Source organism: Lentzea roselyniae (assembly GCF_039537795.1).
Lineage (GTDB): Bacteria > Actinomycetota > Actinomycetes > Mycobacteriales > Pseudonocardiaceae > Lentzea > Lentzea atacamensis.
Map to the genome: position 1 here is coordinate 75804 of NZ_BAABBE010000010.1, position 20141 is coordinate 95944.

The following is a 20141-nucleotide window of genomic DNA, read 5'->3' on the forward strand; positions in this document are numbered from 1 at the left end:
GTTCCCGGAATGAACGTCGACGAACTGACCGCCATCGACGTCCACACGCACGCCGAGATCTCGTGCGACGGCCACAGCTCGCTGAGCCCGGAGCTGATGGAGGCCTCCGCCAAGTACTTCAAGGCCGGGCACCGCCAGCCGACGATCGCCGAGACCGCCGCGATCTACCGCGAGCGCAAGATGGCCGCGGTGATCTTCACCGTGGACGCGGAGCACGCCACCGGGCACCCGCGCATCACCAACGAGGAGGTCGCCGAACAGTGCGCTGAGCACCCCGACGTGCTGATCCCGTTCGCGAGCGTCGACCCGTGGAAGGGTCGCACCGCCGTTCGTGAGGCGCGCAGGCTCGTCGAGGAGCACGGCGTGCGCGGCTTCAAGTTCCACCCGAGCCTGCAGGACTTCTCTCCGAACGACCGGATGGCGTACCCGCTGTACGAGGCGATCGAGGAGCTGGGCGTGCCCGCGTTGTTCCACAGTGGACAGACCGGGATCGGTGCCGGCGTGCCCGGCGGCGGCGGGATCAGGCTCAAGCACTCCAACCCGATGCTCGTCGACGACGTCGCCGTCGACTTCCCGTACCTCAAGATCGTGCTGGCGCACCCGTCGTTCCCCTGGCAGGACGAGGCGCTCGCGGTCGCCACGCACAAGCCGTTCGTGTACATCGACCTCTCCGGCTGGTCGCCGAAGTACTTCCCGCCGCAGCTCGTCCGCTACGCCAACACGGTGCTGCAGGACAAGGTGCTCTTCGGCTCCGACCACCCGGTGATCACGCCGGACCGCTGGCTGAAGGACTTCGCCGCGATCGACGTCAAGGACGAGGTCCGGCCCAAGATCCTCAAGCACAACGCCGCCCGCCTGCTCGGACTCGTCAAGGAGGACGCATGACCACGACCGTCGAAGGCATCGCAGAGCTCAAAGCCCTGGCGGGCAAGAACCTCGGCTGCACCGACTGGCTGCAGATCGACCAGAACCGGGTGAACACCTTCGCCGACGCCACCGACGACCACCAGTGGATCCACACCGACCCCGAGCGGGCGGCCGCCGGTCCGTTCGGCGGCACGATCGCCCACGGCTACCTCACCCTCGCGCTGCTCATCCCGCTGATGACCGAGCTGCTCGACGTCTCCGGTGTGCGGATGAGCATCAACTACGGCCTGGACAAGGTGCGGTTCCCGGCTCCGGTGCCGGTCGGGTCGAAGATCCGGCTCAAGGGCCAGGTCGCGTCCGTGGAGGACGTGAAGGGCGACGGCGTGCAGGTGACCGTGGACTTCACGGTCGAGATCGAGGGATCGGACAAGCCCGCGTGCGTCGCGCGCGGGATCTACCGCCACTACGCGTGAGGTGAACGTCATGGCGACAACAACGCAGTTACGCCGCGCCGTCACATCCAGCTTCCTCGGCAGCGTCATCGAGTACTACGACTTCCTGCTCTACGCCACGGCGTCCGCGGTGGTGTTCAACAAGGTCTTCTTCTCCTCACTCGATCCGCTGGTCGGCACCATCGCGAGCTTCGGCACGTTCGCGACCGGCTACCTCGCCCGTCCGCTCGGCGGTGTCCTCTTCGGACACTACGGCGACCTGCTGGGCCGCAAGAAGATGCTCGTGCTCACCATGAGCCTGATGGGTGTGGCGAGCTTCCTGATCGGCCTCCTGCCCACCTACGCCCAGGTCGGCTGGCTCGCTCCGGCCGGACTCGTGCTGCTGCGCGTCGTGCAGGGCATCTCGGTCGGCGGCGAGTGGGGCGGCGCGGTGCTGATGTCCGCGGAGCACGCCACCTCGCGGCGCGGGCTGTGGGCGAGTTTCACCAACGCGGGCGCGCCCTGCGGCATGGTCCTGTCCACCGTCGCCCTCAGCGGCACGGCCGCGCTGGTGGGGGAGCAGGCGTTCCTGCAGTGGGGCTGGCGGGTGCCGTTCCTGATCAGCCTGGTGCTGCTGGCCATCGGCCTGTTCGTGCGGACCAGGGTCGAGGAGACCCCGGTGTTCCAGGCGGAGAAGAAGCGCACCTCTGTGCCGCTGATGGACGTCCTGCGCAACCACCCGCGCACGTTGCTGCTCGCCGTCGGTGTCGGTCTGTCGGCGTTCGTCGCTCAGTCCACGCTCACGACGTTCATCCTCGCGTACGGCGTGCAGGCCGGGAACACCAGGCAGACGATCCTCAACGCGCTCACGCTGTCCTCGGCGCTGGCGGTGATCGGCATCCTGGGCTGGTCTGCGGTGTCGGACAAGGTCGGCAGGCGGCCGGTGGTGCTGGCCGGTGCGGTGCTGATGGCGGCGTTCGGGTTCGCGCTGTTCCCGTTGGTGGACAACGGGCTCATCGTGCTCGCGTTGGTCGTCGGCCAGGCCGTGCTGCACCCGATGATGTACGGCCCGCTGGCGGCGCTGTACAGCGAGCTGTTCTCCACCGGCAGCCGCTACACGGGAGCGTCGCTGGGCTACCAGCTCGCCGGGCTCGGCGCGGGCCTCGCACCGCTGCTGTTCGCGCAGGTGCAGGTCTCGGCCGGCACGACCGCCATCTCGTTCATCCTCGCGGCGTTCTGCGTGCTGACCGTGCTGTGCACGCTCGCACTGCGGGAGACCAGCCGCAGCAGCCTGACAGGAGATCTGAGTGCGCAACGCGGGACTGGGGAGCTGGCCGGCGCGCCGGGCCCGGATGGCGCCCCGGCGTGAGGCGTTCACGTTCGACGGCGTCTCGACCACGTACGAGGAGGTGGACCGGCGCACCACGAAACTCGCGCGGCGCCTCGAAGAGCTCGGGGTGCGGCACGGTGACCGGGTCGCCTACCTGGGCCCGAACCACCCGTCGTTCGCGGAGACGATGTTCGCCACGCACCTGCTCGGCGCGATCTTCGTCCCGCTGAACTTCCGGCTCACCGCCGCGGAGATCGACTACCAGCTCGCGGACTGCGGTGCCCGCGTGCTGGTCCACGCGCCGCGCTTCCGGTCCGACCATCCCTCGACGGTCTCGCTCGACGACTACGAGGACTGGCTCGCCGGTGGCGCGGAGGATCCGCTGGACGTGCCGGTGGCCATCGAGGACAGCGCGCTGATCCTCTACACCTCCGGCACCACCGGCAGGCCCAAGGGTGCCGTGCTCAGCCACGCCAACCTGCTGTGGAACACGTTCAACCTGATGGTCGGCGTCGACATCGCCGCCGACGAGGTCGCGCTGGTGTCCGCGCCGCTGTTCCACGTGGCGGCGCTGACCCAGACGCTGCTGCCCACGTTCGTCAAGGGCGGCCGCAGCGTGATCACCTCACGGTGGGACGTCACCGCCTGCCTGGAGCTGATCGAGCGGGAACGGGTGACGTGGATGTTCGGCGTGTCCACGATGTACGCCGACCTCGCGGCCTCCCCGCGGTGGCGCACCGCGGATCTCAGCTCGTTGCGGGTGCTGCTGTGTGGCGGATCCGCGGTGCCGGACGCGGTCATCCGCATGTACCAGGACCGTGGCCTGGTGTTCTGCCAGGGCTACGGCCTCACCGAGTCCGCGCCGGGAGCCACGTTCCTGGAGGCGGGCGACAGCGTGCGCAAGGCAGGTTCGGCGGGTGTGCCGGTGTTCCTCGGTGACGTGCGGCTTGCGGGCTCCGGGGAGATCGAGGTCCAGGGCCCGAACGTCACGCCCGGCTACTGGAACGACCCGGTCGCCACGGCGAACGCGTTCACCGGCGACGGCTGGTTCCGCACCGGCGACGTCGGGCGGCTCGACGACGAGGGCTACCTCCACGTCGTCGACCGGGTCAAGGACATGTACATCTCGGGCGGGGAGAACGTGTACCCGGCTGAGGTGGAGAACGCGATCTCCGACCACCCCGACGTCGCCGAGGTCGCCGTCGTCGGGGTGCCGGACCCGCGGTGGGGCGAGGTCGGCCGCGCCTTCGTCCGCCCGCGCTCCGGCGGTTCCCTCGACCCGGCGGGACTGCGCGAGTTCCTGCTGCTCCGCCTGGCGAAGTACAAGATCCCGGTCCACGTCGACGTCGTGGCCGAACTGCCGCGCACCGGTTCGGGCAAGGTGCTCAAACCGGCTCTGCGGCGCCTGCCCCTGCCCTGATCGGGAGGCGCACGGTGAACGTGGTGCCCTGCCCCGGCGTGCTGGTCACGCCGGCGGTACCGCCGTGCGCCTCGGTCAGTTTCCGCACGATCGCGAGCCCCAGCCCGCTGCCGCCGGTGCTGCGGGCTCGCGACTTGTCCGCGCGCCAGAACCGGTCGAACACGTGCGGCAGGTCCTCGGCGGAGATCCCGGCCCCCGTGTCCGCGACCGCGATCACCACGTCGTCGTGGTCGCGTGCCGCGCTGACCGACACCGAGCCACCGGACGGCACGTAACGGAGAGCGTTCGCCACGAGGTTGTCGAGAATCTGCCGCAACCGCAACGCGTCCGCGTCGACCGTGAGCTCCTCGGCCGACACTGACAGCGCGACCCCGGCCTGCGCGGCCCGTACCTCGTGCGCCGCCCTGACCTGCTCCAGCGCGGCCCGCACCGGCACCGGCGCCACGGTCAGCCGCAACGACCCGGCGTCGGCGATCGCGAGATCCTGCAGGTCGTCCACCACGTGCTGGAGCACCAGCGCTTCCTTCAGCAGCAACGTGACCAGCGCCGGGTCGAGGTCGCTCACCCCGTCCTCGGCCGCCTCCAGCCACCCGCGGATGTTGCTCAACGGCGTGCGCAGCTCGTGCGCCACATCGCTGACCATCGCCTTGCGCGCCTGCTCCAGCTGCGCCCTGTTCGCGACCATCGTGTTGAACGCCCTGGTCAGGCCCGCGATCTCGTCCTGCCCGCGCTCCGGCACCGGCGGGATGTCGCTGCCACCCGACAGGTGCTGCGCGGCGGCGGTCAACGCCCGCAACGGCCGCGTGATGCGGGCGCCCGCGAACGCCGCCACCCCGACCGCGACCAGCAGCACCGCGGCTGCGGCACCCACGATCTGCCAGCCGTTGCCCGACAACGAGATCGCGGTCGTCGGCGTACCGGACGGGTTCGTCAGGTACAGCAGCACGGGCGACGCCACGTACGGCGCGAGCTGCTCCTTGCGCGACGCGGCAACGCACGCCGCGACCGCCGGCTCGTCCGGGGGTGGCGTGGCCTGCTTCTGCGCCGGGGTGTAGTCGGGGTCGAGGTCCACCGACGGCAGCGACTTGCGCGCCAGGCACGCGTTGACCAGGTCCTCCAGGTCGAGCAGGGCGTGGAAGTCGGCGGCGGTGTCGAACGGCAGCTGGTGCTCACGGCAGTCCAGCCGCGCCTGCTCCTTCTTGACGAGCCGCAGGCAGTACAACGACCCGGTCCGGTCCTCGCGGTCGCGGAAGTCGATCGGCGTGCGGAACGGCCCCAGCACCCGCTTGTCGATCCGGTCCGCCGGCGCGTCCGGCACCAGCACCGGGTCGACCGCGAGCGCGTCCACCACCGCCGCGGCCGTCGCGGGCAGCTGGCCGCCGTCACCGCCCCTGTCGGCGACCTTCCTGCCGTCCTTGGTGACGAGCGCGATGCGGCGGTGCGGGTTCTCGTCGACCAGCGAGTCGAGGTAGCCGTCCACTTCGGACCAGTCGCGGTGGCCGGTGGCGTAGGCGAGCAGCGTCGCGTAGATCCTGTTGTCCGAGGCCAGCTCCCTGCCCTGCTCGCGGGCGATGGACGCCCTGGTGAGCTGGGTCGCGAGCCAGGCGGTCGCGGCGATCGAGCACACCGCGATCAGCACCACGACCACGAGCAGCCGGGTGAAGACGCTACGGCGCATCGGCGCGCCCGGCGGTGAGCTTGTAGCCGATGCCGTACACGGTGACCAGGTGCTCGGGCGTGCGGGAGTCCGTTTCGATCTTGCGGCGGAGGTTCTTCACGTGCGTGTCGATGGTGCGCGTGGTCAGGTAGCTGTCGCCGTGCATGCGGTCCAGCAGCTGTTCGCGCGTGAACACCCGGTTCACCTCCGACGCCAGCACCGCGAGCAGACCGAACTCGCCGGGCGTGCACTCGACCAGCGATCCGCGCACCGTCACCTCGTGCCGCACAGGGTCGACCACGATCGGCCCGACCCGCAGCAACGGCGCGGCCCGCGTGGCCGGACGGCGCCGCAACAACGTCCGCACCCGCGCCACCAGCTCACGCGGGCTGAACGGCTTGGTCATGTAGTCGTCCGCGCCGATCCCGAGCCCGTGCAGCAGATCGTCCTCAGTGGACCGCGCGGTCAGCATCAGCACCAGCACGTCCGAGTCCGCCCGCAAGGCACGGCACACGTCCAGGCCGCCCAGCCCCGGCAGCATCAGGTCGAGCACGACGAGTTCGGGCCGCTGGTCGCGGACCACGTCGAGCGCGTCGCGTCCGTCGTGGACGACGACAACGCGGTGGTGATCCTGCTCCAGGTAGCGTCGAACGAGCTCGGCCTGGTTCTCGTCGTCCTCCGCGACCAGGATGAGAGCGCTCACGGGCCGAGGATACGGACGCCCTCGGGGCGGTCACCGGTTCGTCACAGGATCCTCACAAGTGCTGATCAAGATCCACGGCATGCGCAAGACAGTCATCGCGGCCGCGGTGCTCGTCGTGGTCGTCACCACCGCCGTGCTGCTGGTGGTGGTGCGCGGCAGACCCGACGAGCCCGCCGCGGCGCCACCACCGGCGGTCAAGACCACGACCGTGCAGAAGGGCGACCTGACGAACACCCGCACGCTGCAGGCAAACCTCGGCTTCGGTGCGGCCAGGCCGGTCAAGGGGAGCGCCGGCACCGTCACGAAGCTGCCGGCCGCGGGGCAGGTCACCGAGCTGGGCAAGGAGCTCTACCGGGTGGACGACCAGCCGGTGGTCGTGTTCTTCGGTGCCACCCCGCTGTTCCGCGCCCTGGACACACCCGGCGTCAAAGGCTCCGACGTCGCCGTCCTGATGGACAACCTCGCCGCGCTGGGCCACCAGGTCGGCACCCGCCCGCGCGACGCCACGAAGGCCGAGCTCACCCCGAGGGTCGTCGACGCGCTGAAGAAGTGGCAGAGAAGCCTCGGCGTCGAGCAGACCGGCGTGCTGCAACCCGGCCGCGTCCTCGTGCTCGACCGCCCGATGCGCGTGGCGACGGTGAAGGCCCAGCCAGGCGCCCCGGCGACCGAGGAACTGTTCGAGCTCACGCCGACCACGCGCCTGGTCACCATGCAGGTGCCCGTGTCAGAGGCGGGCGCGGTCAAGGCCGACATGCCGGTGGTCATCGTGCGCCCGGACTCCCGCGAGATCCCCGGCAAGGTCACCTCGGTCACCACCGCACCCGCCCAGGAGAACAACGGCGGCCAGAAGGTCGACGTCCTGGTCACCCCGGACAACCCGGCCGACGTCGCCGACCTCGACACCGCACCCGTCCGCCTGAAGATCACGACCGAGAGCCGGACGGGCGTGCTGACCGTGCCGCTGACCGCACTCGTCGCGTTGAAGGAGGGCGGCTACGCGGTGCAGCTGCCGGGCGGTGCCCTGAAGGCCGTGCAGACCGGCCTGTACTCGCAGGACAAGGTGGAGATCTCCGGCGACGGCATCACCGACGGCCTCGAAGTGGTGACCGCCCAATGACCCCGGTGCTCGCGCTGCGCTCGGTGAGCAAGCACTACCCCGGCGGCGTCACCGCCCTCTCCGACGTCTCCCTGCGAATCGGCGCGGGGGAGCTGGTCGCGATCGTCGGCCCGTCCGGTTCCGGCAAGTCCACCCTGCTGCACCTGGTCGGCACCCTGGACCTGCCGTCGTCGGGCACGGTGGAGATCGACGGCCAGGACGTCTCGTCGCTGTCGGACCGCCGCCTGTCCGCGCTGCGGGGGAGCCGCCTGGGTTTCGTGTTCCAGCAGTTCCACCTGTCCGACGCGTTGACCGCCGTGGAGAACGTCGCCACCGGGCTGCTCTACGCCGGAGTGCGGCGCAAGGACCGTCGCGCGCTGGCCGTGGAGGCGTTGGAACGGGTCGGGCTCGGCCACCGCACCGACCACCGGCCGCACCAGCTCTCGGGAGGGGAGCGGCAGCGCGTCGCCATCGCCCGCGCCGTGGTGAACCAACCGGCCCTGGTGCTGGCCGACGAACCGACCGGTGCCCTCGACACCGCCAACGGCCAGGCCGTGCTGGAGCTGCTGAAGGAGTTGAACGGGCAGGGGACGACGATCGCGCTGATCACGCACGATCGGGACATCGCCGCTTCGTTGCCACGTCGCGTGGAACTGCGGGATGGGCGGATCGTCGCGGACACGGGTGCGGTCGCCGACACGGGTGGCGCCGGGCAGGTCGAGCCACGTGCCACCCGGACCTCCGCCGACACGGGTGGCGCCCACGGTGCCGGTGTGCGAGCCGCCGGGACCTCCGCCGACACGGGTGGCGCCCATGGTGCCGGTGTGCGAGCCGCCGGGACCTCCGCCGACACGGGTGGCGCCCACGGTGCAGGCCCGCGCGCCGCCCGAACCTCCGCCGACCCCGCAACCATCCGGTTCCCGCGCCTCACCACCGGGAGCGAGCGATGACCCGCCTCTCACCCGCCGACCTCCTCTCCCTGGGCTCCCTGGGCATCCGCACCCGCAGGCTGCGGGCCGCCCTGTCCGCCCTGGGCATCGCACTGGGCATCGCCACCGTCGTCGTGGTCACCGGCATCCCCGCCTCCAGCCAGCAGGCACTGCTCGACGAACTGACCGCGCTGGGCACGAACCTCCTGCGCGCCCAACCCGCCCCGCGCCAGGAAGACCCGGTGCTCCTCCCCGAAGCCTCCGTCGCGATGGTCCGCCGCATCGCCCCGGTGACCGCCGCCGCGGCGGTCGCGAACACGCACGTCCGGGTCCGCCGCAACGACCTGCTCGACCCCGGCCACAGCTCGGACATCACCGTCCTGGCCACCACCCCGAACTTGCTGGAAACCGTCAACGGCCGCGTCCAGAGCGGTGAGTTCCTGCCGCGCCCGGACTTCCCGTCGGTGGTGCTCGGTCACGTCGCCGCGGCCAGGCTCGGCATCCAGGACGTCGGTGAGCAGCCCGCGGTGTTCGTGGGGGACCGCTGGTTCACCGTCGTCGGCGTGCTCGACCCGATGCCGCTCGCCCCGGACATCGAACGCTCCGTCCTCGTCGGCTGGGAGGCCGCCCGGACCTCGCTCGGCTTCGACGGCCACCCGACCGTCGTGTACGTGAAGGCCCACGAGGAGTCCATCGAGGACGTCCGCGCCGTCCTGCCCGCCACGCTCCACGGCGAGATCCCCGCCCTGGTGCAGGTGAGCCGCCCGTCCGACGCCCTGGCCGCCAAACGCGCCACCCAGAACTCCTACAGCGCGCTGTTCCTCGGCCTCGCGGGCGTCGCGTTGCTGGTCGGCGGCGTCGGCGTGGCCAACACGATGGTGATCTCCGTCCTCGAACGCCGCAGCGAGATCGGCCTCAGACGAGCGCTCGGCGCCACCCGCGGCCACATCCGCGCCCAGTTCCTCACCGAGGCGGTCCTGCTCTCCGGGCTGGGAGGTCTCGCGGGCACCGTGCTCGGCGCGGCCGGTGTCGCCGGGTACTCCGCCCTGCACCGCTGGCCGCTGGTGATTCCGTTGCCCGTCCTGGTTTCCGGCGTGCTCGCCGCGTTCGTCGTGGGCGCCACCGCCGGCCTCTACCCCTCCATCCGCGCCGCGAGGCTCACCCCGACCCGGGCGCTCTCCGCGTGACGAAAGGAAATCCCCGATGAAGAAGGCCTCCCTGGCCCTGCTCTTGCTGACCGTGACCGCCTGCGGATCCCAGCCGGCCCAACCGCAGGTTGCGTCCATCTCGACGCCGGGCAGCAGCGCGGCACCGACCTCGGCAACCCAGGAGCAACGCCCACGCGAACGCCTCGACATGACCCCGGAGGACTACGAGGCTCTGAGCGCGCCGTACGTGCAGTGCATGAAGGAGCACGGCGTGGACGAGAAGGGCCGTTCCCCGGTGGGCAGCGGCCGGCCGCAGCCCTCCAAGGAGGAGGTCGACAAGGCGCTGAAGGTGTGCGAGCCGAAGTTCCCGCTGCCACCGTGGGAGAAGGACGTGAACAACCCGGAGGCCGTCGACTTCGCCAATCGCGTCGTGCAGTGCCTGCGCGGCAAGGGTGTCCGCTACGTCGAGGTGCACAACGAGCCGGGCGGCAACCAGGTCGGCTACGCGTTCGGCGGTCCGAACAACGACGCGGCGTCGATCTCGCTCGGCCTGGAGCACGTCAAGGAGTGCGAGATCGCGTCCTCGAAGAAGTGAGGCGGAGCTGGACTCGGTCCAACGGATCAGCTGGGGGGCGATCTCGTGGATTTCGAGCGGGAACTGGCCGACCACAGGTACTACGCGGTCTTCAAGGGCGACAGCAAAGCGTTGGGCCAGGCCGCGATGCTCGTGCGGCGGCCGGCGGGCCACCGCGAGGAAGAGTACGTCGGTCACAACACGTGGGTGCACACCGACAAGCTGTACCGGCTCAAGAGCGGCAGAGACTGGACCGACGACCACCTCGAGATCAGTGAAGCCGAGGCGGTCCGGCTCAAGCACAGCATCGACGCGAGCGTGGCGGCTCGTTGGCGCCATCACGTCATCTCCGCCGACGGTACGCCGTTCGCCGTGGTCCTGACCGCGAAGAATCCGGAGTCGCGGGCGCGGCCGCAGCAGATCTCGCGGTACGCGTACCGAGGGCTGGAGGAGACGGATCTGCTCGACCGCCTGCCGGGCGAACCGACGTGGCGCGCGGAGGACACGGAACCGGTCGTGGCCACCGAGATCATGGCGCGGATCGAGCAGCGGTGGCGCGACGAGGCGGGTTTGACCGGCGGCTACGCGGTCTTCCGCGAACAGACCGACGTGCTGGACCTCGACTCTGCCTGCGCGGTCGTGCCGGAGCCGGCCTCAGACCACGAGTTCGCCGTGCGGCTGCACGATCACGAGGCGGCGCAGCTGACGGCGCTGATTCACCTCAGGAACGCGAAGCGGCGGGCCGAGCCGGTCGGCGACCACCTGTACTTCGCGCTCTTTCACAACGTCGAGGACGCAGTGGACGTGCGCAACGCCTACTCGGTGATCCGCTCCACGGTGCGGTCGTGGCCGCAGAAGTGGGAGACCTTCCTGCGGCCGGGGGAGTGGTTGCCGACGGCGCGGCCGGCGAGTGAACGCACGTTGCTGCCGCTCGGTGAGGCGGACCTGACTGTGGTCACGGACAGGCTCGCCGCCGGCCACCACCGCTACCTGGAGGTCCGCTGCCGGGGCAGGGGACCCGTCGCACTGCTCCGGCTCACCGGCACCACCGAGGAGTCCGCGAGCGACCAGGGCTGGGAGCCGTCCGACGTGCTCACCCGCCTGCCGGGTGAGCAGTCGTGGTTCGTCTCCGAACTGGACGAGAAAACGGCGCGCCACCGGTTCCGGCCGAGGTGATCCGCCGAGGTGATCCGCCGCGTGGAGCTGCAGCAGCTGATCAGCCGAGCAGCTCCCGCACCCGCGGCACGACCTCGGTCCCGTACAGCTCGATCGTCCGCGTCAACGACTCGTGCGACAACCCGCCGATCCCGTACTTCAGATCGAACCGGCTGGCGCGCAACGCCTTCATCGTCCTGGCCATCTTCTCCGCGACCGTCTCCGGCGACCCCACGAACAGCGCGCCGTGCGGCCCCACCTCGTGCGCGTACGACGCGGGGGTCGGCGTGGCGAACCCGCGCGTCCTGCCGAGCCGGCTGATCACGTCGAGGTAGTGCGGCCAGAACTCCTCCTGAGCCTGTTCGTCGGTCGGCGCGACGTGGCCGGGGGAGTGGATGCCGATCGGCAGCGGCGCGTGGCCGAACTTTTCCAGCGCGTGCAGGTACAGCTCGGAGAACGGGGCGAAGCGGCTGGGGTGGCCGCCGATGATCGCGAGCATCAGCGAGAAGCCGTATGACGCCGCGCGCACCACGGACTGCGGGCTGCCACCCACGCCGATCCACGTCGGGAACGGCTCGGTGAACGGGACGACGTCCTGCTCGTGCAGCGACGCGCGGGTCTTGCCCTGCCACGTCACCGGGCCGCCCTTGAGGATCTCCGCGAAGAGATGCGTCTTCTCCTCGAACAGGTCCTCGTAGTCGGCGAGGTCGTAGCCGAACAGCGGGAACGAGTCCACACTGGACCCGCGGCCCAGGATGATCTCCGCGCGGCCGTCCGACACCGCGTTCAGCGTCGAGAAGCGCTGGAACACGCGCACCGGGTCGTCCGAGCTGAGCACCGTCACGGCGGAACCCAGGTGAATGCGCGACGTCCTGGCGGCGATCGCGGCCAGCACCACGTCGGCCGCCGACAGCGGCATGTCCGGCGTGTGGTGCTCGCCGATGCCGAAGAAGTCGAGGCCCACCTGGTCGGCGAGCACACCCTGCTCGACGAGGTTGCGGATGGTCTGGGCGTGCGTCAGCGGCCTGCCCTCGGCGTCGTGGGTGACGTCGCCGAACGTGTCGAGCCCGAACGTGGTGGTCATGACATCTCCTTGGTGAGCTTCTCGAAATCGGGGCGACCGGCGTCGACGCCGAACACCGGGCCGCCGGGTTCCAGCAGGCGGCCTGCGGTCAGCGGGCCCACCGGCACGGGTTCGAAACCGATGCGGGACAGGAACTCCGACACGACGTCCAGCGCCGCGGGTGAGTCACCGGCCAGGCCGATGGCGCGGCCGTCCGGCGGTTCCATGTCCTGGTAGGCGACGTGGTTGAGGGTTTTGACGACGTGCGCGCCGACGAGCCGCGCGGCCACCTCCTCGCTCGTGCCCAACGGCTCGGCAGCGGGCGGCCAGTGGTTCATCGCGTCGATGACGACCTTGCCCGCGAACATCCCCGGTTCGAGCGTCCCGAACCGGTGCCACGGGATCGCCAGCACCACCAGGTCCGCGTCGGCGACGGCGTCGGCGGCCGCCAGCGCGACGGCACCCGGCGCCAGGAACTCGGTGATCATCGCGATCCGCGCCGGATCACCCGAGCCCGCGACGGCAACCGGGTAGCCCGCCGCGAGAGCGAGGCGCGCGAGGACGGGACCGACGTGGCGCGCACCGAGAACAGCGATCCGCACAGCACACCCCACCTGGCTAGTTGACGTGTCATCATCTTTAACCGGACTGTACCCCGGTTATTCCCGGATGACGTACCCGCCGCCGTCGCACGACGCTCGCGACGGTCAGAGTCGCGTCCCTGCGGTCGGGAACCGTGTCCAACGAGCCCTCCCGTCGCAGCTTCCTGTCCGCCTCCGCCGCAGCGCTCGCGTACGGGCTGCTCAGAACGAGCCCGGCACAGGCGAGCGGAGACATCCGGCCGTTCCGGGTGCGCATCCCCGAGCGGGACGTGGCCGAGATGCGCCGCCGCGTCCTCGCGACCCGCTGGCCGGACGAGGAGGTCGTCTCGGACCACTCCCAGGGCGTGCCGCAGAGGACCTTCAAGGGCCCTCGCCCGCTACTGGGCGGACGACTACGACTGGCGCGCCACCGAGGCCAGGCTCAACGCGCTGCCGCAGTTCATGACCGAGATCGACGGACTGGACATCCACTTCGTCCACGTCCGCTCCAAGCACGACAACGCGCTGCCGCTGCTCGTCTCGCACGGCTGGCCCGGCTCGGTCATCGAACAGCTGAAGATCATCGGCCCGCTCACCGACCCGACCGCGCGCGGCGGCACGGCGGAGGACGCCTTCCACCTCGTGATCCCGTCCATGCCCGGCTAGGGCTTCTCCGGCAAGGCCACGGCGACCGGCTGGGGCCCGGACCGCATCGCCCGCACGTGGATCGAGCCGATGAACCGCCTCGGCTACGACCGGTACGTCGCGCAGGGCGGCGACCGGGACGCGTTGATCGTGGACCTGATGGCGCTGCAGAGGCCCGCCGGGTTGCTCGGCGTGCACACGAACCTGCCTGGCACAGTCCCCGTCGACGTCGACAACGGCGCCCGCGCCGGTGGCCCACAGCCTCCCGGCCCGCGGGGAGACGAGCCTCAAGGCGTGGCAGGACGTGCTCTTCCGGTACAGCATGGGACAGGCCTACGCGCGGATGATGGGCCTGCGCCCGCAGACGCTGAGCGCGTTCGCGGACTCCCCGGTCGGGCTGGCGTCGTTCATGATCGACCACAACCCGGCCGGCCTCGCGCTGATCGCCAGGGCGTTCGACGGCGGGAGAGAGGGCCTGACCCGCCAGGACGTCGTCGAGAACATCTCGCTGTACTGGCTGACCGGCACCGCGATCTCCTCGGCCCGCCTGTACTGGGAGAGCAAGTACTCGGTGATCGCCGCCAAGGGCGTCACGCTGCCGGCCGCGGTCAGCGTGTTCCCCGAGGAGGTCTACCAGGCGCCACGCAGCTGGGCGCAGAGGGTGTATCCGAACCTGATCCACTACAACCGGGCCGAGGCGGGCGGGCACTTCGCGGCGTGGGAACAGCCGCGGCTCTTCTCCGCGGAGGTCCGGGCGGGTTTCCGTCCGCTGCGCTAGCTTTCAGCCCATGTGGGACGGTGGTGACGCGTACGAACGCTACGTGGGCAGGTGGAGCCGGCCGGTCGCGGCGGAGTTCCTGCGCTGGCTGGACGTTCCGCCCGGCCGGACGTGGCTCGACGTCGGCTGCGGCACCGGCGCGCTGACCGAGACCGTGCTGGCCGAGGCGCACCCGGCCGCGGTCGTCGGCGTCGACCCGTCCGCGGCGTTCCTGGACCTCGCCAGGCAACGCGTGCCGGGCGCGGAGTTCGAGGTCGGCACCGCGGTCGACCTGGGCGACCGCACCGCCGACGTGGTGGTGAGCGGGCTCGTGCTCACCTTCGTGCCCGACGTCGCCCGTGCCGTGGCGGAGTTCGCGCGGGTGGCCCCGTACGTGGGGTCGTACCTGTGGGACTACCGCAGCGGCATGCAGATGATGCGCCTGTTCTGGGACGCCGCGAAGGACGTGGACCCCGCCGCCGAGTCCCAGGACGAGGGCCTGCGCTTCGCCGCCGTGAGCGACCCCGACCCGTTGCGCGCGTTCTGGACCGGCGCCGGGCTGAAGGACGTCGAGGTGACCGGCATCGTGGTGCCCACCGTGTTCCGCGACTTCGCCGACTTCTGGGAACCGTTCGAGGGCGGCACCGGCGCGGCACCCGCCTACGCCGCGACCCTGCCCGCGGAGCAGCGCGCGGAGATCCGCGAACTGCTCCGCTCCCGTCTCCCTCAGCAGGGCCCCATCGAGCTCACGGCCAGGGCGTGGGCCGTCAGAGGTGTGCGCTGAGGAACCGCTCCAGGTGCGGGTTCACGTCGGCGGCGTGGGTGAGGCTCAGGAAGTGCGCGCCACCCTCGATCGTGACGAGCGGCTCGGCCTTGGGCAGCGCGGCGGCGAGCGCCTCGGCCTTCGCGACGGGATAGGCGAGATCGGCCGTGCCGTGCAGCACGAGCACGGGCGCGGTGATCTCCCCGGCGCGGTCCAGAATGCCGTCGCGGCTGACCAGGGCGTTCGAGATCAACCGCAGCCGGTCGGGCTCGACGGCGCTCCACTTCGGCGTCCACTCCGAAGGGTCGTGGTCGCCCAGGCAGATCTTGGCCGTCGCCTCGACCACCGTGTCCGGTCCCTGTGCGATCCACACCTCGGTGAGCTGGTCGTACGCGGCGGCGATCTGCTCGTCCTCCGGTTCACCGGACGTGCCCAGCACCGCCAGCGCGGTGATCCGTTCCGGTGCCAGCAACGCCATTCTGATCGCGATGAACCCGCCCTGGCTCGTCCCGACGACAGCCGCGTCGCCGATACCCAGCGCGTCGAGCACCGCGAGCGCGTCCCCGGCCACGTCCCAGTAGTCGAACGGCCCGGTCGCCGGCGTCGCACCGTGGCCGCGCTCGTCGATCGCGATCAGCCGGTAGTCCCGCCCGAACGCCTCGACCTGCGGCGCCCACATCGTGACGTCCATCAGAAAGCTGTGCAGCAACACGACCGCGGGACCGTCACCGCCGTGGTCCACATAGGACACCAGCTGCCCGTCGCCTGTCGTGATCGTCGCCACGCAACACCTCGTGTCTCGCACAGTGGATCATTGCCGCCGACACAGTAGCTCCCCGATGCGCGGAGGCGCTGTTGATGATCGCCCCCACACCGGAACCGTCGCTGTGCGGCGTGGACGCACGCGACGGCCAGAAATGACATTTCCGGATTCACGAAAGGCTAGGCTCGCCTAATTCATTTCGAATTGCGGGCCTTCTGCCGTGGTGGCATCGTCCGATTCACCGAACCTTTCCCACCACGGCAGGAGCGGACATGACCACTCTCGAGAACCCGGCGATGCCCGCCGTCCACGATTGCACCGTGAGCGACTGCTCGTACAACCACGACGGCTGTCACGCCTTCGCGATCACCGTGCGCGGCGACAACGGCCAGGCGGACTGCGGCACCTTCATCCCGCTGAGCACCAAGGGCGGTCTGGAGAAGGTCGTGGCGCAGGTGGGTGCCTGCTCTCGCACGGACTGCGTGCACAACTCCTCGCTCGAGTGCACGGCGCAGAGCGTGCGCGTCGGCCCCGGCCAGGGCGGCCACCACGCGAACTGCCTCACCTACCAGCCCCGCTAGGCCTCGTCGTCCTTTCGGTCCACGGCGCGGCCGAGCTCCCGCAGGCCGACGTTGACCGCGATGATCGCGACGGTGCCGGCCGCCGCCACGACGTGCAGCCCGGCACCCGCCAGTGAGCCCACCGCGGCCGCGCACCACAGCGTGGCCGCGGTGTTCAGCCCGCGCACCGACAACCCGTCGCGAAGGATCACGCCCGCGCCCAGGAACCCGATGCCGGACACGACCTGTGCGGCGACCCGCGTGGGGTCGCCCTGGCCGTCGAAACCCTGTGCGGACAGCAGCACGAACAGCGCGGCCCCCACCGCCACGAGGGCGTTGGTGCGCAGGCCCGCCATGCGCGAGCGGTACTGCCGCTCGAAACCGATCAACGCGCCGAGGCCCATGCTCTCGGCAATGCGCAGCGTCATGTCGAAGACGTGCATCGTGTGACTCCCCTTGGTCAGGGGTGTGCGTCACACGCCAGAACTCAAGCGTGCACGAGGTGAGAAGACCCGCGCGGGCTGCTGTCGCCTGGCATGTGTCGCTCACCTCGCTTCCTCGTGTCCGGCCGGCAAGACCGGCTCACGTTATCGAACAGCCGGTGAGGCCGCGGTGAGAGTGGGACGGACGTCTCACTCCCAGAAGAAGTAGTTGTGCTCGAACACCAGGCGATGTTCTTCACGCGAGCCGCCGAGCGCGCGCAGGGTCTCGTCGAGCATCGCGGTCACGTTGGGCCACACGGGTTCGCCGTCCGCGCCGCTGTACTTGCCCCACTCCATCACGCAGCCGTGCCGCGCACCGGCACGCAGATCCACGAACAGCTCGTACCCGGCGCCGTCCCCGGCCACCGGCAGCCACGCGGGCAGCCACAGGTCCACGCACGGCGTCCCTGCCGACGCCCGCAGCGCCGTCGCCTCGAAGTCCTTCTCCTCGTCCGGCGTGGCGAAGGCGATCCCGCTGATGGCCTCGATCATCTGCGTCCGCAGCCGGAGCGCGTCGTCAAGCCCGTGCGGCTGCCAGTGCGGCGGGACGATCGGCCAGTGGGTGTAGGTCTCCGCGATGCCGCCGAACTGGCGCCACCACGTGACGAGATCGGCGGGCAGCGGAAACCCGAGAGTCTCTTCCGCTGCGGCGATGTCCGCCTCCGACGCGGGCGGCAGCAGGGCGGCGTACAGCTTCGGCGCCTTCTCGCGGGCCCAGCTCTCGATGCCAGTCCAGCTCATCCGCCGAAATCTAGAGCATCGCGAGCGGTTCGGGACCGTCCGGAGGGGGAAAGGCCCTGTCCAGGTCGGCCAAGTCCTCTGAGGACAGTCGCAACGACAGTGCCGCGGCGTTCTCCCGGACGTGTTCGGCCGTGCCCGCCTTGGGGATCGCGTTCACGTGCGGCAGCCGCAGCACCCACGCCAGGGCCACCTGAGCGGGCGTGGCGTCGTGGCGGCGCGCGACCTCCGCCAGCACCGGCGAGCTCAGCAACCTGCCCTGTTCGACAGGGGAGTAGGCCATGATCGGCATCCCGGCGGAGGCGTGCCACGGCAGCAGGTCGTGCTCGGGGCCGCGCCGCGAGAGGTTGTAGAGGATCTGGTTGGTCTGGCAGAAGCCCGGCAGCGCCGTCAGCTCGCGCATGTCGGCCAGGTCGAAGTTGCTGACGCCCCAGTACCGGATCTTGCCCGCCGCGACCAGCCCGGCGAAGGCCTCGACGGTCCTGGCGAGCGGCACGCTGCCGCGCCAGTGCAGCAGGTACAGGTCGAGGCGGTCGGTGCCCAGGCGGCGCAGGCTGTCCTCGCACGCGCGCACGGTGCCCTTGGCGGAGGCGTTGGACGGCAGCACCTTCGACACCAGGAACACCTCGTCGCGGCGGCCCCGCACGGCCTCGCCGACGAGTGCCTCTGACTCCCCGTTCCCGTACATCTCGGCGGTGTCGACCAGCGTCAGCCCGAGATCGAGGCCCGCACGCAACGCGGCGATCTCGTCGGCGCGCCTGGACGGCTTCTCGGCCATCATCCACGTGCCCATGCCGAGCGCGGGGATGGTCTCACCAGAGGGCAGCGCGACGGTCATGCGCTCCAGCTTGCCGGGTACGTTGGACGGATGCGACGTGCGGGCCTCATCTTCCTCGTCCTGCTCGTCGCCGCGCTGGCCGTGCTGGCCCATCTCGCCGAGATCCCCGACGGTGCGAGGCTGCGTGAGCTCGTGGACGACGCGGGGAACGCGGCGCCGGTGGTCTTCGTCGCCGTCTGCGCGCTCGGCACGGCGGTGTTCTTCCCGAAACCCGTGCTCGCCACGGCGGCCGGGCTGCTGTTCGGCGTGGTGTGGGGGAGTGTGCTCGCGATCGCCGGGTTCACCGCGGGCGCGATGATCGCGTTCGGCATCGCCCGCGGGCTCGGCAGGAACGCGGTCAAGGGATGGCTGGGGAAGCGGCTGCACACCTTGGAGGAGGTGTTCGCGCGCCGGGGTGTCGAGGCGACGCTCGTGGTCAGGCTGCTGCCGGTCCTGCCGTTCACGCTGGCCAACTACGGCGCGGGCGTCACGTCCGTGCGCGCACGGGACTTCGCGCTCGGCACGGCGCTGGGCCTGGTGCCGTCGACCGTGCTGGCCGCGGTGCTCGGTGACGCCCTGAGCGACCTGGGGTCACCTCGGTCGATCGTGGCGCTGTCGGTCTGGGCCGTGCTCGCGGCCATCGGCCTGTGGTGGGGCAGGGAACTGGTGCGCGGCAAGCCGGCGCGGCAGGAGACCTGACCCCGCACGAACCATCACTCGTGGTGCGGGGTCAGCGGCGGACTCTGGCTGGTGCGATGCGGCACGTCGTCGAGCGCGGCCTGGTCGCGGCGCAGGCTGTCGGCGATCCGCGCGGCGTGGTCCTGGCCCTCGCCGTCCGGCTCCAGCGTGCCGGCCTGCTGCGGGTCGTTCTCCTGCACGCTCAGCACGACAAGACAGCCGAGGATCGTGGCGGCGATCGGCGCCGTGCTCCGCGCCTGCAGGAACAACGCGCTGGCTTCGCGGTACTCGCCGATGCGCCGCAGGTGTTCCCGGGCGGCCTCGACGTCATGACCCGAGGTTCGAGAGCCGGCGACGTGGCGTTACGGCCGGTGAGGGGCCCTGACACGCAAAAAGCCGCCCCGGCGGGAGACCGGGACGGCTTGAAGCGTCTGTGATGGGTCAGGCCGTGCGGGTGCGGCGTCCGCGCAGCTCTTCGAGGCGCTCGTCGAGCAGCTCCTCGAGCTCGGGGATCGACCGGCGCTCCAGGAGCATGTCCCAGTGCGTGCGCGGCGGCTTGACCTTCTTCACCTCCGGCTCGACGCCATCGATGATCTTCGACTCGGTGCCGTGGAGACGGCATTCCCAGGTCGGCGGCAGTTCGGCGTCGTCGGAGAAGGGGACCTCGAAGTCGTGTCCCTTCGGACAGGCGTACCGCGCTGCCCGGCGCGGAGCGAGATCGTGGTTGCGGTCGGTCTCGTAGCTGACTGCTCCGAGCCGGCTGCCACGCAAAACGCGGTCGGCCATGGCGGTGTCCTTTCGCTCGGCTCAGGGCCGGGGCCCAGGCTTCTTGCTCACCGTGTGCAACGCCCGGATTGCTCCGTTTGTTTCCGGTTCGCTCTCATGGTCGCCCACAGTGACGTCGTTCACTCGTCAACGAAGGCTTCCTACTAATGGATGCGATCGCCACAGGATCGTGACGCGTTATCAAGCTACTGTGCTCAT

General features: G+C 70.6%; 22 protein-coding genes and 2 pseudogenes. 14 read left to right on the forward strand and 10 right to left on the reverse strand.

The features are described from left to right. Positions 1-9 precede the first annotated feature (9 nt). From ABFX45_RS19340 to ABFX45_RS19355, 4 genes are read left to right on the forward strand one after another with little or no spacing between them, the layout of a single operon-like run. Complete coding sequence (locus ABFX45_RS19340) at positions 10-885, forward strand: amidohydrolase family protein (RefSeq protein WP_346131697.1); 876 nt, start codon at positions 10-12, stop codon at positions 883-885. Next, positions 882-1340, forward strand: coding sequence for a MaoC family dehydratase (locus ABFX45_RS19345; RefSeq protein WP_346131549.1), 459 nt, complete (start codon positions 882-884; stop codon positions 1338-1340). Before ABFX45_RS19340 ends, ABFX45_RS19345 begins: the two co-directional genes overlap by 4 nt. 10 nt (positions 1341-1350) lie before the next feature. Beyond that, positions 1351-2667 (forward strand): MFS transporter, encoded by a 1317-nt coding sequence (locus ABFX45_RS19350; RefSeq protein WP_109637095.1) that lies wholly within the window; start codon positions 1351-1353, stop codon positions 2665-2667. Continuing rightward, a complete protein-coding gene (locus tag ABFX45_RS19355) occupies positions 2606-4048 on the forward strand; it encodes an acyl-CoA synthetase (RefSeq protein WP_346131550.1) in 1443 nt (480 codons plus the stop codon). Before ABFX45_RS19350 ends, ABFX45_RS19355 begins: the two co-directional genes overlap by 62 nt. Here ABFX45_RS19355 and ABFX45_RS19360 read toward each other — a convergent pair. Then, on the reverse strand, positions 4014-5726 hold the full coding sequence (locus tag ABFX45_RS19360) for a sensor histidine kinase (RefSeq protein WP_346131551.1): 1713 nt from the start codon (positions 5724-5726) through the stop codon (positions 4014-4016). The genes ABFX45_RS19355 and ABFX45_RS19360 overlap by 35 nt on opposite strands. Beyond that, on the reverse strand, positions 5716-6408 hold the full coding sequence (locus tag ABFX45_RS19365; protein ID WP_109636898.1) for a response regulator transcription factor: 693 nt from the start codon (positions 6406-6408) through the stop codon (positions 5716-5718). The genes ABFX45_RS19360 and ABFX45_RS19365 overlap by 11 nt, the downstream gene beginning before the upstream one ends. 79 nt (positions 6409-6487) lie before the next feature. Between ABFX45_RS19365 and ABFX45_RS19370 the strand changes: the two genes are divergently transcribed. From ABFX45_RS19370 to ABFX45_RS19390, 5 genes and pseudogenes are all read left to right on the forward strand, one after another. After that, complete coding sequence (locus tag ABFX45_RS19370; RefSeq protein WP_346131552.1) at positions 6488-7525, forward strand: efflux RND transporter periplasmic adaptor subunit; 1038 nt, start codon at positions 6488-6490, stop codon at positions 7523-7525. Then, a pseudogene (locus tag ABFX45_RS19375) lies at positions 7522-8190 on the forward strand (ABC transporter ATP-binding protein); the annotation flags it as partial. The gene ABFX45_RS19370 and the pseudogene ABFX45_RS19375, both read left to right, overlap by 4 nt. Before the next feature lie 260 nt (positions 8191-8450). Continuing rightward, positions 8451-9620, forward strand: a complete 1170-nt coding sequence (locus ABFX45_RS19380; RefSeq protein WP_346131553.1) for an ABC transporter permease — start codon at positions 8451-8453, stop codon at positions 9618-9620. A 16-nt stretch (positions 9621-9636) separates the two neighbouring features. Further along, positions 9637-10176 carry a hypothetical protein gene (locus ABFX45_RS19385; RefSeq protein WP_109636902.1) on the forward strand — a complete coding sequence of 180 codons (540 nt, stop codon included), beginning with the start codon at positions 9637-9639 and terminating at the stop codon, positions 10174-10176. Between the two features lie 45 nt (positions 10177-10221). Further along, positions 10222-11331: a hypothetical protein gene (locus ABFX45_RS19390; RefSeq protein WP_346131554.1), complete on the forward strand. Its 1110-nt coding sequence runs from the start codon at positions 10222-10224 to the stop codon at positions 11329-11331. 40 nt (positions 11332-11371) lie between these two features. On the opposite strand, the gene ABFX45_RS19395 is transcribed toward ABFX45_RS19390, so the two are convergent. Both ABFX45_RS19395 and ABFX45_RS19400 read right to left on the reverse strand, forming a co-directional pair. Continuing rightward, complete coding sequence (locus tag ABFX45_RS19395; protein ID WP_346131555.1) at positions 11372-12394, reverse strand: LLM class flavin-dependent oxidoreductase; 1023 nt, start codon at positions 12392-12394, stop codon at positions 11372-11374. Continuing rightward, positions 12391-12975, reverse strand: coding sequence for an NADPH-dependent F420 reductase (locus tag ABFX45_RS19400; RefSeq protein ID WP_346131556.1), 585 nt, complete (start codon positions 12973-12975; stop codon positions 12391-12393). Before ABFX45_RS19400 ends, ABFX45_RS19395 begins: the two co-directional genes overlap by 4 nt. Before the next feature lie 420 nt (positions 12976-13395). Here ABFX45_RS19400 and ABFX45_RS19405 point away from each other — a divergent pair. The 3 genes and pseudogenes from ABFX45_RS19405 to ABFX45_RS19415 form a co-directional block, all read left to right on the forward strand. Beyond that, positions 13396-13620: pseudogene (locus ABFX45_RS19405) on the forward strand (epoxide hydrolase N-terminal domain-containing protein); the annotation flags it as partial. Positions 13621-13849: 229 nt separating this feature from the next. Continuing rightward, the gene (locus tag ABFX45_RS19410) at positions 13850-14377 is read left to right on the forward strand and encodes an alpha/beta hydrolase (protein ID WP_346131701.1); all 528 of its coding nucleotides are present in this window, start codon (positions 13850-13852) and stop codon (positions 14375-14377) included. Between the two features lie 10 nt (positions 14378-14387). Next, positions 14388-15140, forward strand: coding sequence for a class I SAM-dependent methyltransferase (locus ABFX45_RS19415; protein ID WP_346131557.1), 753 nt, complete (start codon positions 14388-14390; stop codon positions 15138-15140). Here the strand turns inward: ABFX45_RS19415 and ABFX45_RS19420 are convergent. Next, the gene (locus ABFX45_RS19420) at positions 15124-15903 is read right to left on the reverse strand and encodes an alpha/beta fold hydrolase (protein WP_346131558.1); all 780 of its coding nucleotides are present in this window, start codon (positions 15901-15903) and stop codon (positions 15124-15126) included. The two genes, ABFX45_RS19415 and ABFX45_RS19420, sit on opposite strands and share 17 nt — an antisense overlap. A 251-nt stretch (positions 15904-16154) precedes the next feature. Between ABFX45_RS19420 and ABFX45_RS19425 the strand changes: the two genes are divergently transcribed. Beyond that, on the forward strand, positions 16155-16463 hold the full coding sequence (locus ABFX45_RS19425; protein WP_109636908.1) for a DUF1540 domain-containing protein: 309 nt from the start codon (positions 16155-16157) through the stop codon (positions 16461-16463). On the opposite strand, the gene ABFX45_RS19430 is transcribed toward ABFX45_RS19425, so the two are convergent. The 3 genes from ABFX45_RS19430 to ABFX45_RS19440 form a co-directional block, all read right to left on the reverse strand. Next, on the reverse strand, positions 16460-16885 hold the full coding sequence (locus ABFX45_RS19430) for an MgtC/SapB family protein (RefSeq protein WP_109636909.1): 426 nt from the start codon (positions 16883-16885) through the stop codon (positions 16460-16462). The genes ABFX45_RS19425 and ABFX45_RS19430 overlap by 4 nt on opposite strands. Positions 16886-17074: 189 nt before the next feature. Then, positions 17075-17665, reverse strand: a complete 591-nt coding sequence (locus tag ABFX45_RS19435; protein ID WP_109636910.1) for an SMI1/KNR4 family protein — start codon at positions 17663-17665, stop codon at positions 17075-17077. 10 nt (positions 17666-17675) lie between these two features. After that, positions 17676-18500 carry an aldo/keto reductase gene (locus tag ABFX45_RS19440; protein WP_109636911.1) on the reverse strand — a complete coding sequence of 275 codons (825 nt, stop codon included), beginning with the start codon at positions 18498-18500 and terminating at the stop codon, positions 17676-17678. 30 nt (positions 18501-18530) lie between these two features. On the opposite strand from ABFX45_RS19440, the gene ABFX45_RS19445 reads away from it, so the two are divergent. Continuing rightward, complete coding sequence (locus ABFX45_RS19445) at positions 18531-19178, forward strand: TVP38/TMEM64 family protein (protein ID WP_109636912.1); 648 nt, start codon at positions 18531-18533, stop codon at positions 19176-19178. 14 nt (positions 19179-19192) lie between these two features. Here ABFX45_RS19445 and ABFX45_RS19450 read toward each other — a convergent pair whose 3' ends face one another. Further along, entirely contained in the window at positions 19193-19426 is a 234-nt protein-coding gene (locus ABFX45_RS19450; protein ID WP_346131559.1) for a hypothetical protein, read from the reverse strand. A 172-nt stretch (positions 19427-19598) separates the two neighbouring features. After that, the gene (locus ABFX45_RS19455; RefSeq protein WP_030466135.1) at positions 19599-19943 is read right to left on the reverse strand and encodes an RNA polymerase-binding protein RbpA; all 345 of its coding nucleotides are present in this window, start codon (positions 19941-19943) and stop codon (positions 19599-19601) included. Between the last annotated feature and the right edge of the window lie 198 nt (positions 19944-20141).

What these genes read in the sequence shown, in the direction of transcription:
- ABFX45_RS19425 (WP_109636908.1), top strand. Translation starts at nt 16,155, where the DNA reads ATGACCACTCTCGAGAACCCGGCGATGCCCGCCGTCCACGATTGCACC.
- ABFX45_RS19345 (WP_346131549.1), top strand. Translation starts at nt 882, where the DNA reads ATGACCACGACCGTCGAAGGCATCGCAGAGCTCAAAGCCCTGGCGGGC.
- ABFX45_RS19360 (WP_346131551.1), bottom strand. Translation starts at nt 5,726, where the DNA reads ATGCGCCGTAGCGTCTTCACCCGGCTGCTCGTGGTCGTGGTGCTGATC.
- ABFX45_RS19370 (WP_346131552.1), top strand. Translation starts at nt 6,488, where the DNA reads ATGCGCAAGACAGTCATCGCGGCCGCGGTGCTCGTCGTGGTCGTCACC.
- ABFX45_RS19445 (WP_109636912.1), top strand. Translation starts at nt 18,531, where the DNA reads ATGCGACGTGCGGGCCTCATCTTCCTCGTCCTGCTCGTCGCCGCGCTG.
- ABFX45_RS19340 (WP_346131697.1), top strand. Translation starts at nt 10, where the DNA reads ATGAACGTCGACGAACTGACCGCCATCGACGTCCACACGCACGCCGAG.
- ABFX45_RS19440 (WP_109636911.1), bottom strand. Translation starts at nt 18,500, where the DNA reads ATGACCGTCGCGCTGCCCTCTGGTGAGACCATCCCCGCGCTCGGCATG.
- ABFX45_RS19435 (WP_109636910.1), bottom strand. Translation starts at nt 17,665, where the DNA reads ATGAGCTGGACTGGCATCGAGAGCTGGGCCCGCGAGAAGGCGCCGAAG.
- ABFX45_RS19430 (WP_109636909.1), bottom strand. Translation starts at nt 16,885, where the DNA reads ATGCACGTCTTCGACATGACGCTGCGCATTGCCGAGAGCATGGGCCTC.
- ABFX45_RS19415 (WP_346131557.1), top strand. Translation starts at nt 14,388, where the DNA reads ATGTGGGACGGTGGTGACGCGTACGAACGCTACGTGGGCAGGTGGAGC.
- ABFX45_RS19385 (WP_109636902.1), top strand. Translation starts at nt 9,637, where the DNA reads ATGAAGAAGGCCTCCCTGGCCCTGCTCTTGCTGACCGTGACCGCCTGC.
- ABFX45_RS19455 (WP_030466135.1), bottom strand. Translation starts at nt 19,943, where the DNA reads ATGGCCGACCGCGTTTTGCGTGGCAGCCGGCTCGGAGCAGTCAGCTAC.
- ABFX45_RS19395 (WP_346131555.1), bottom strand. Translation starts at nt 12,394, where the DNA reads ATGACCACCACGTTCGGGCTCGACACGTTCGGCGACGTCACCCACGAC.
- ABFX45_RS19350 (WP_109637095.1), top strand. Translation starts at nt 1,351, where the DNA reads ATGGCGACAACAACGCAGTTACGCCGCGCCGTCACATCCAGCTTCCTC.
- ABFX45_RS19380 (WP_346131553.1), top strand. Translation starts at nt 8,451, where the DNA reads ATGACCCGCCTCTCACCCGCCGACCTCCTCTCCCTGGGCTCCCTGGGC.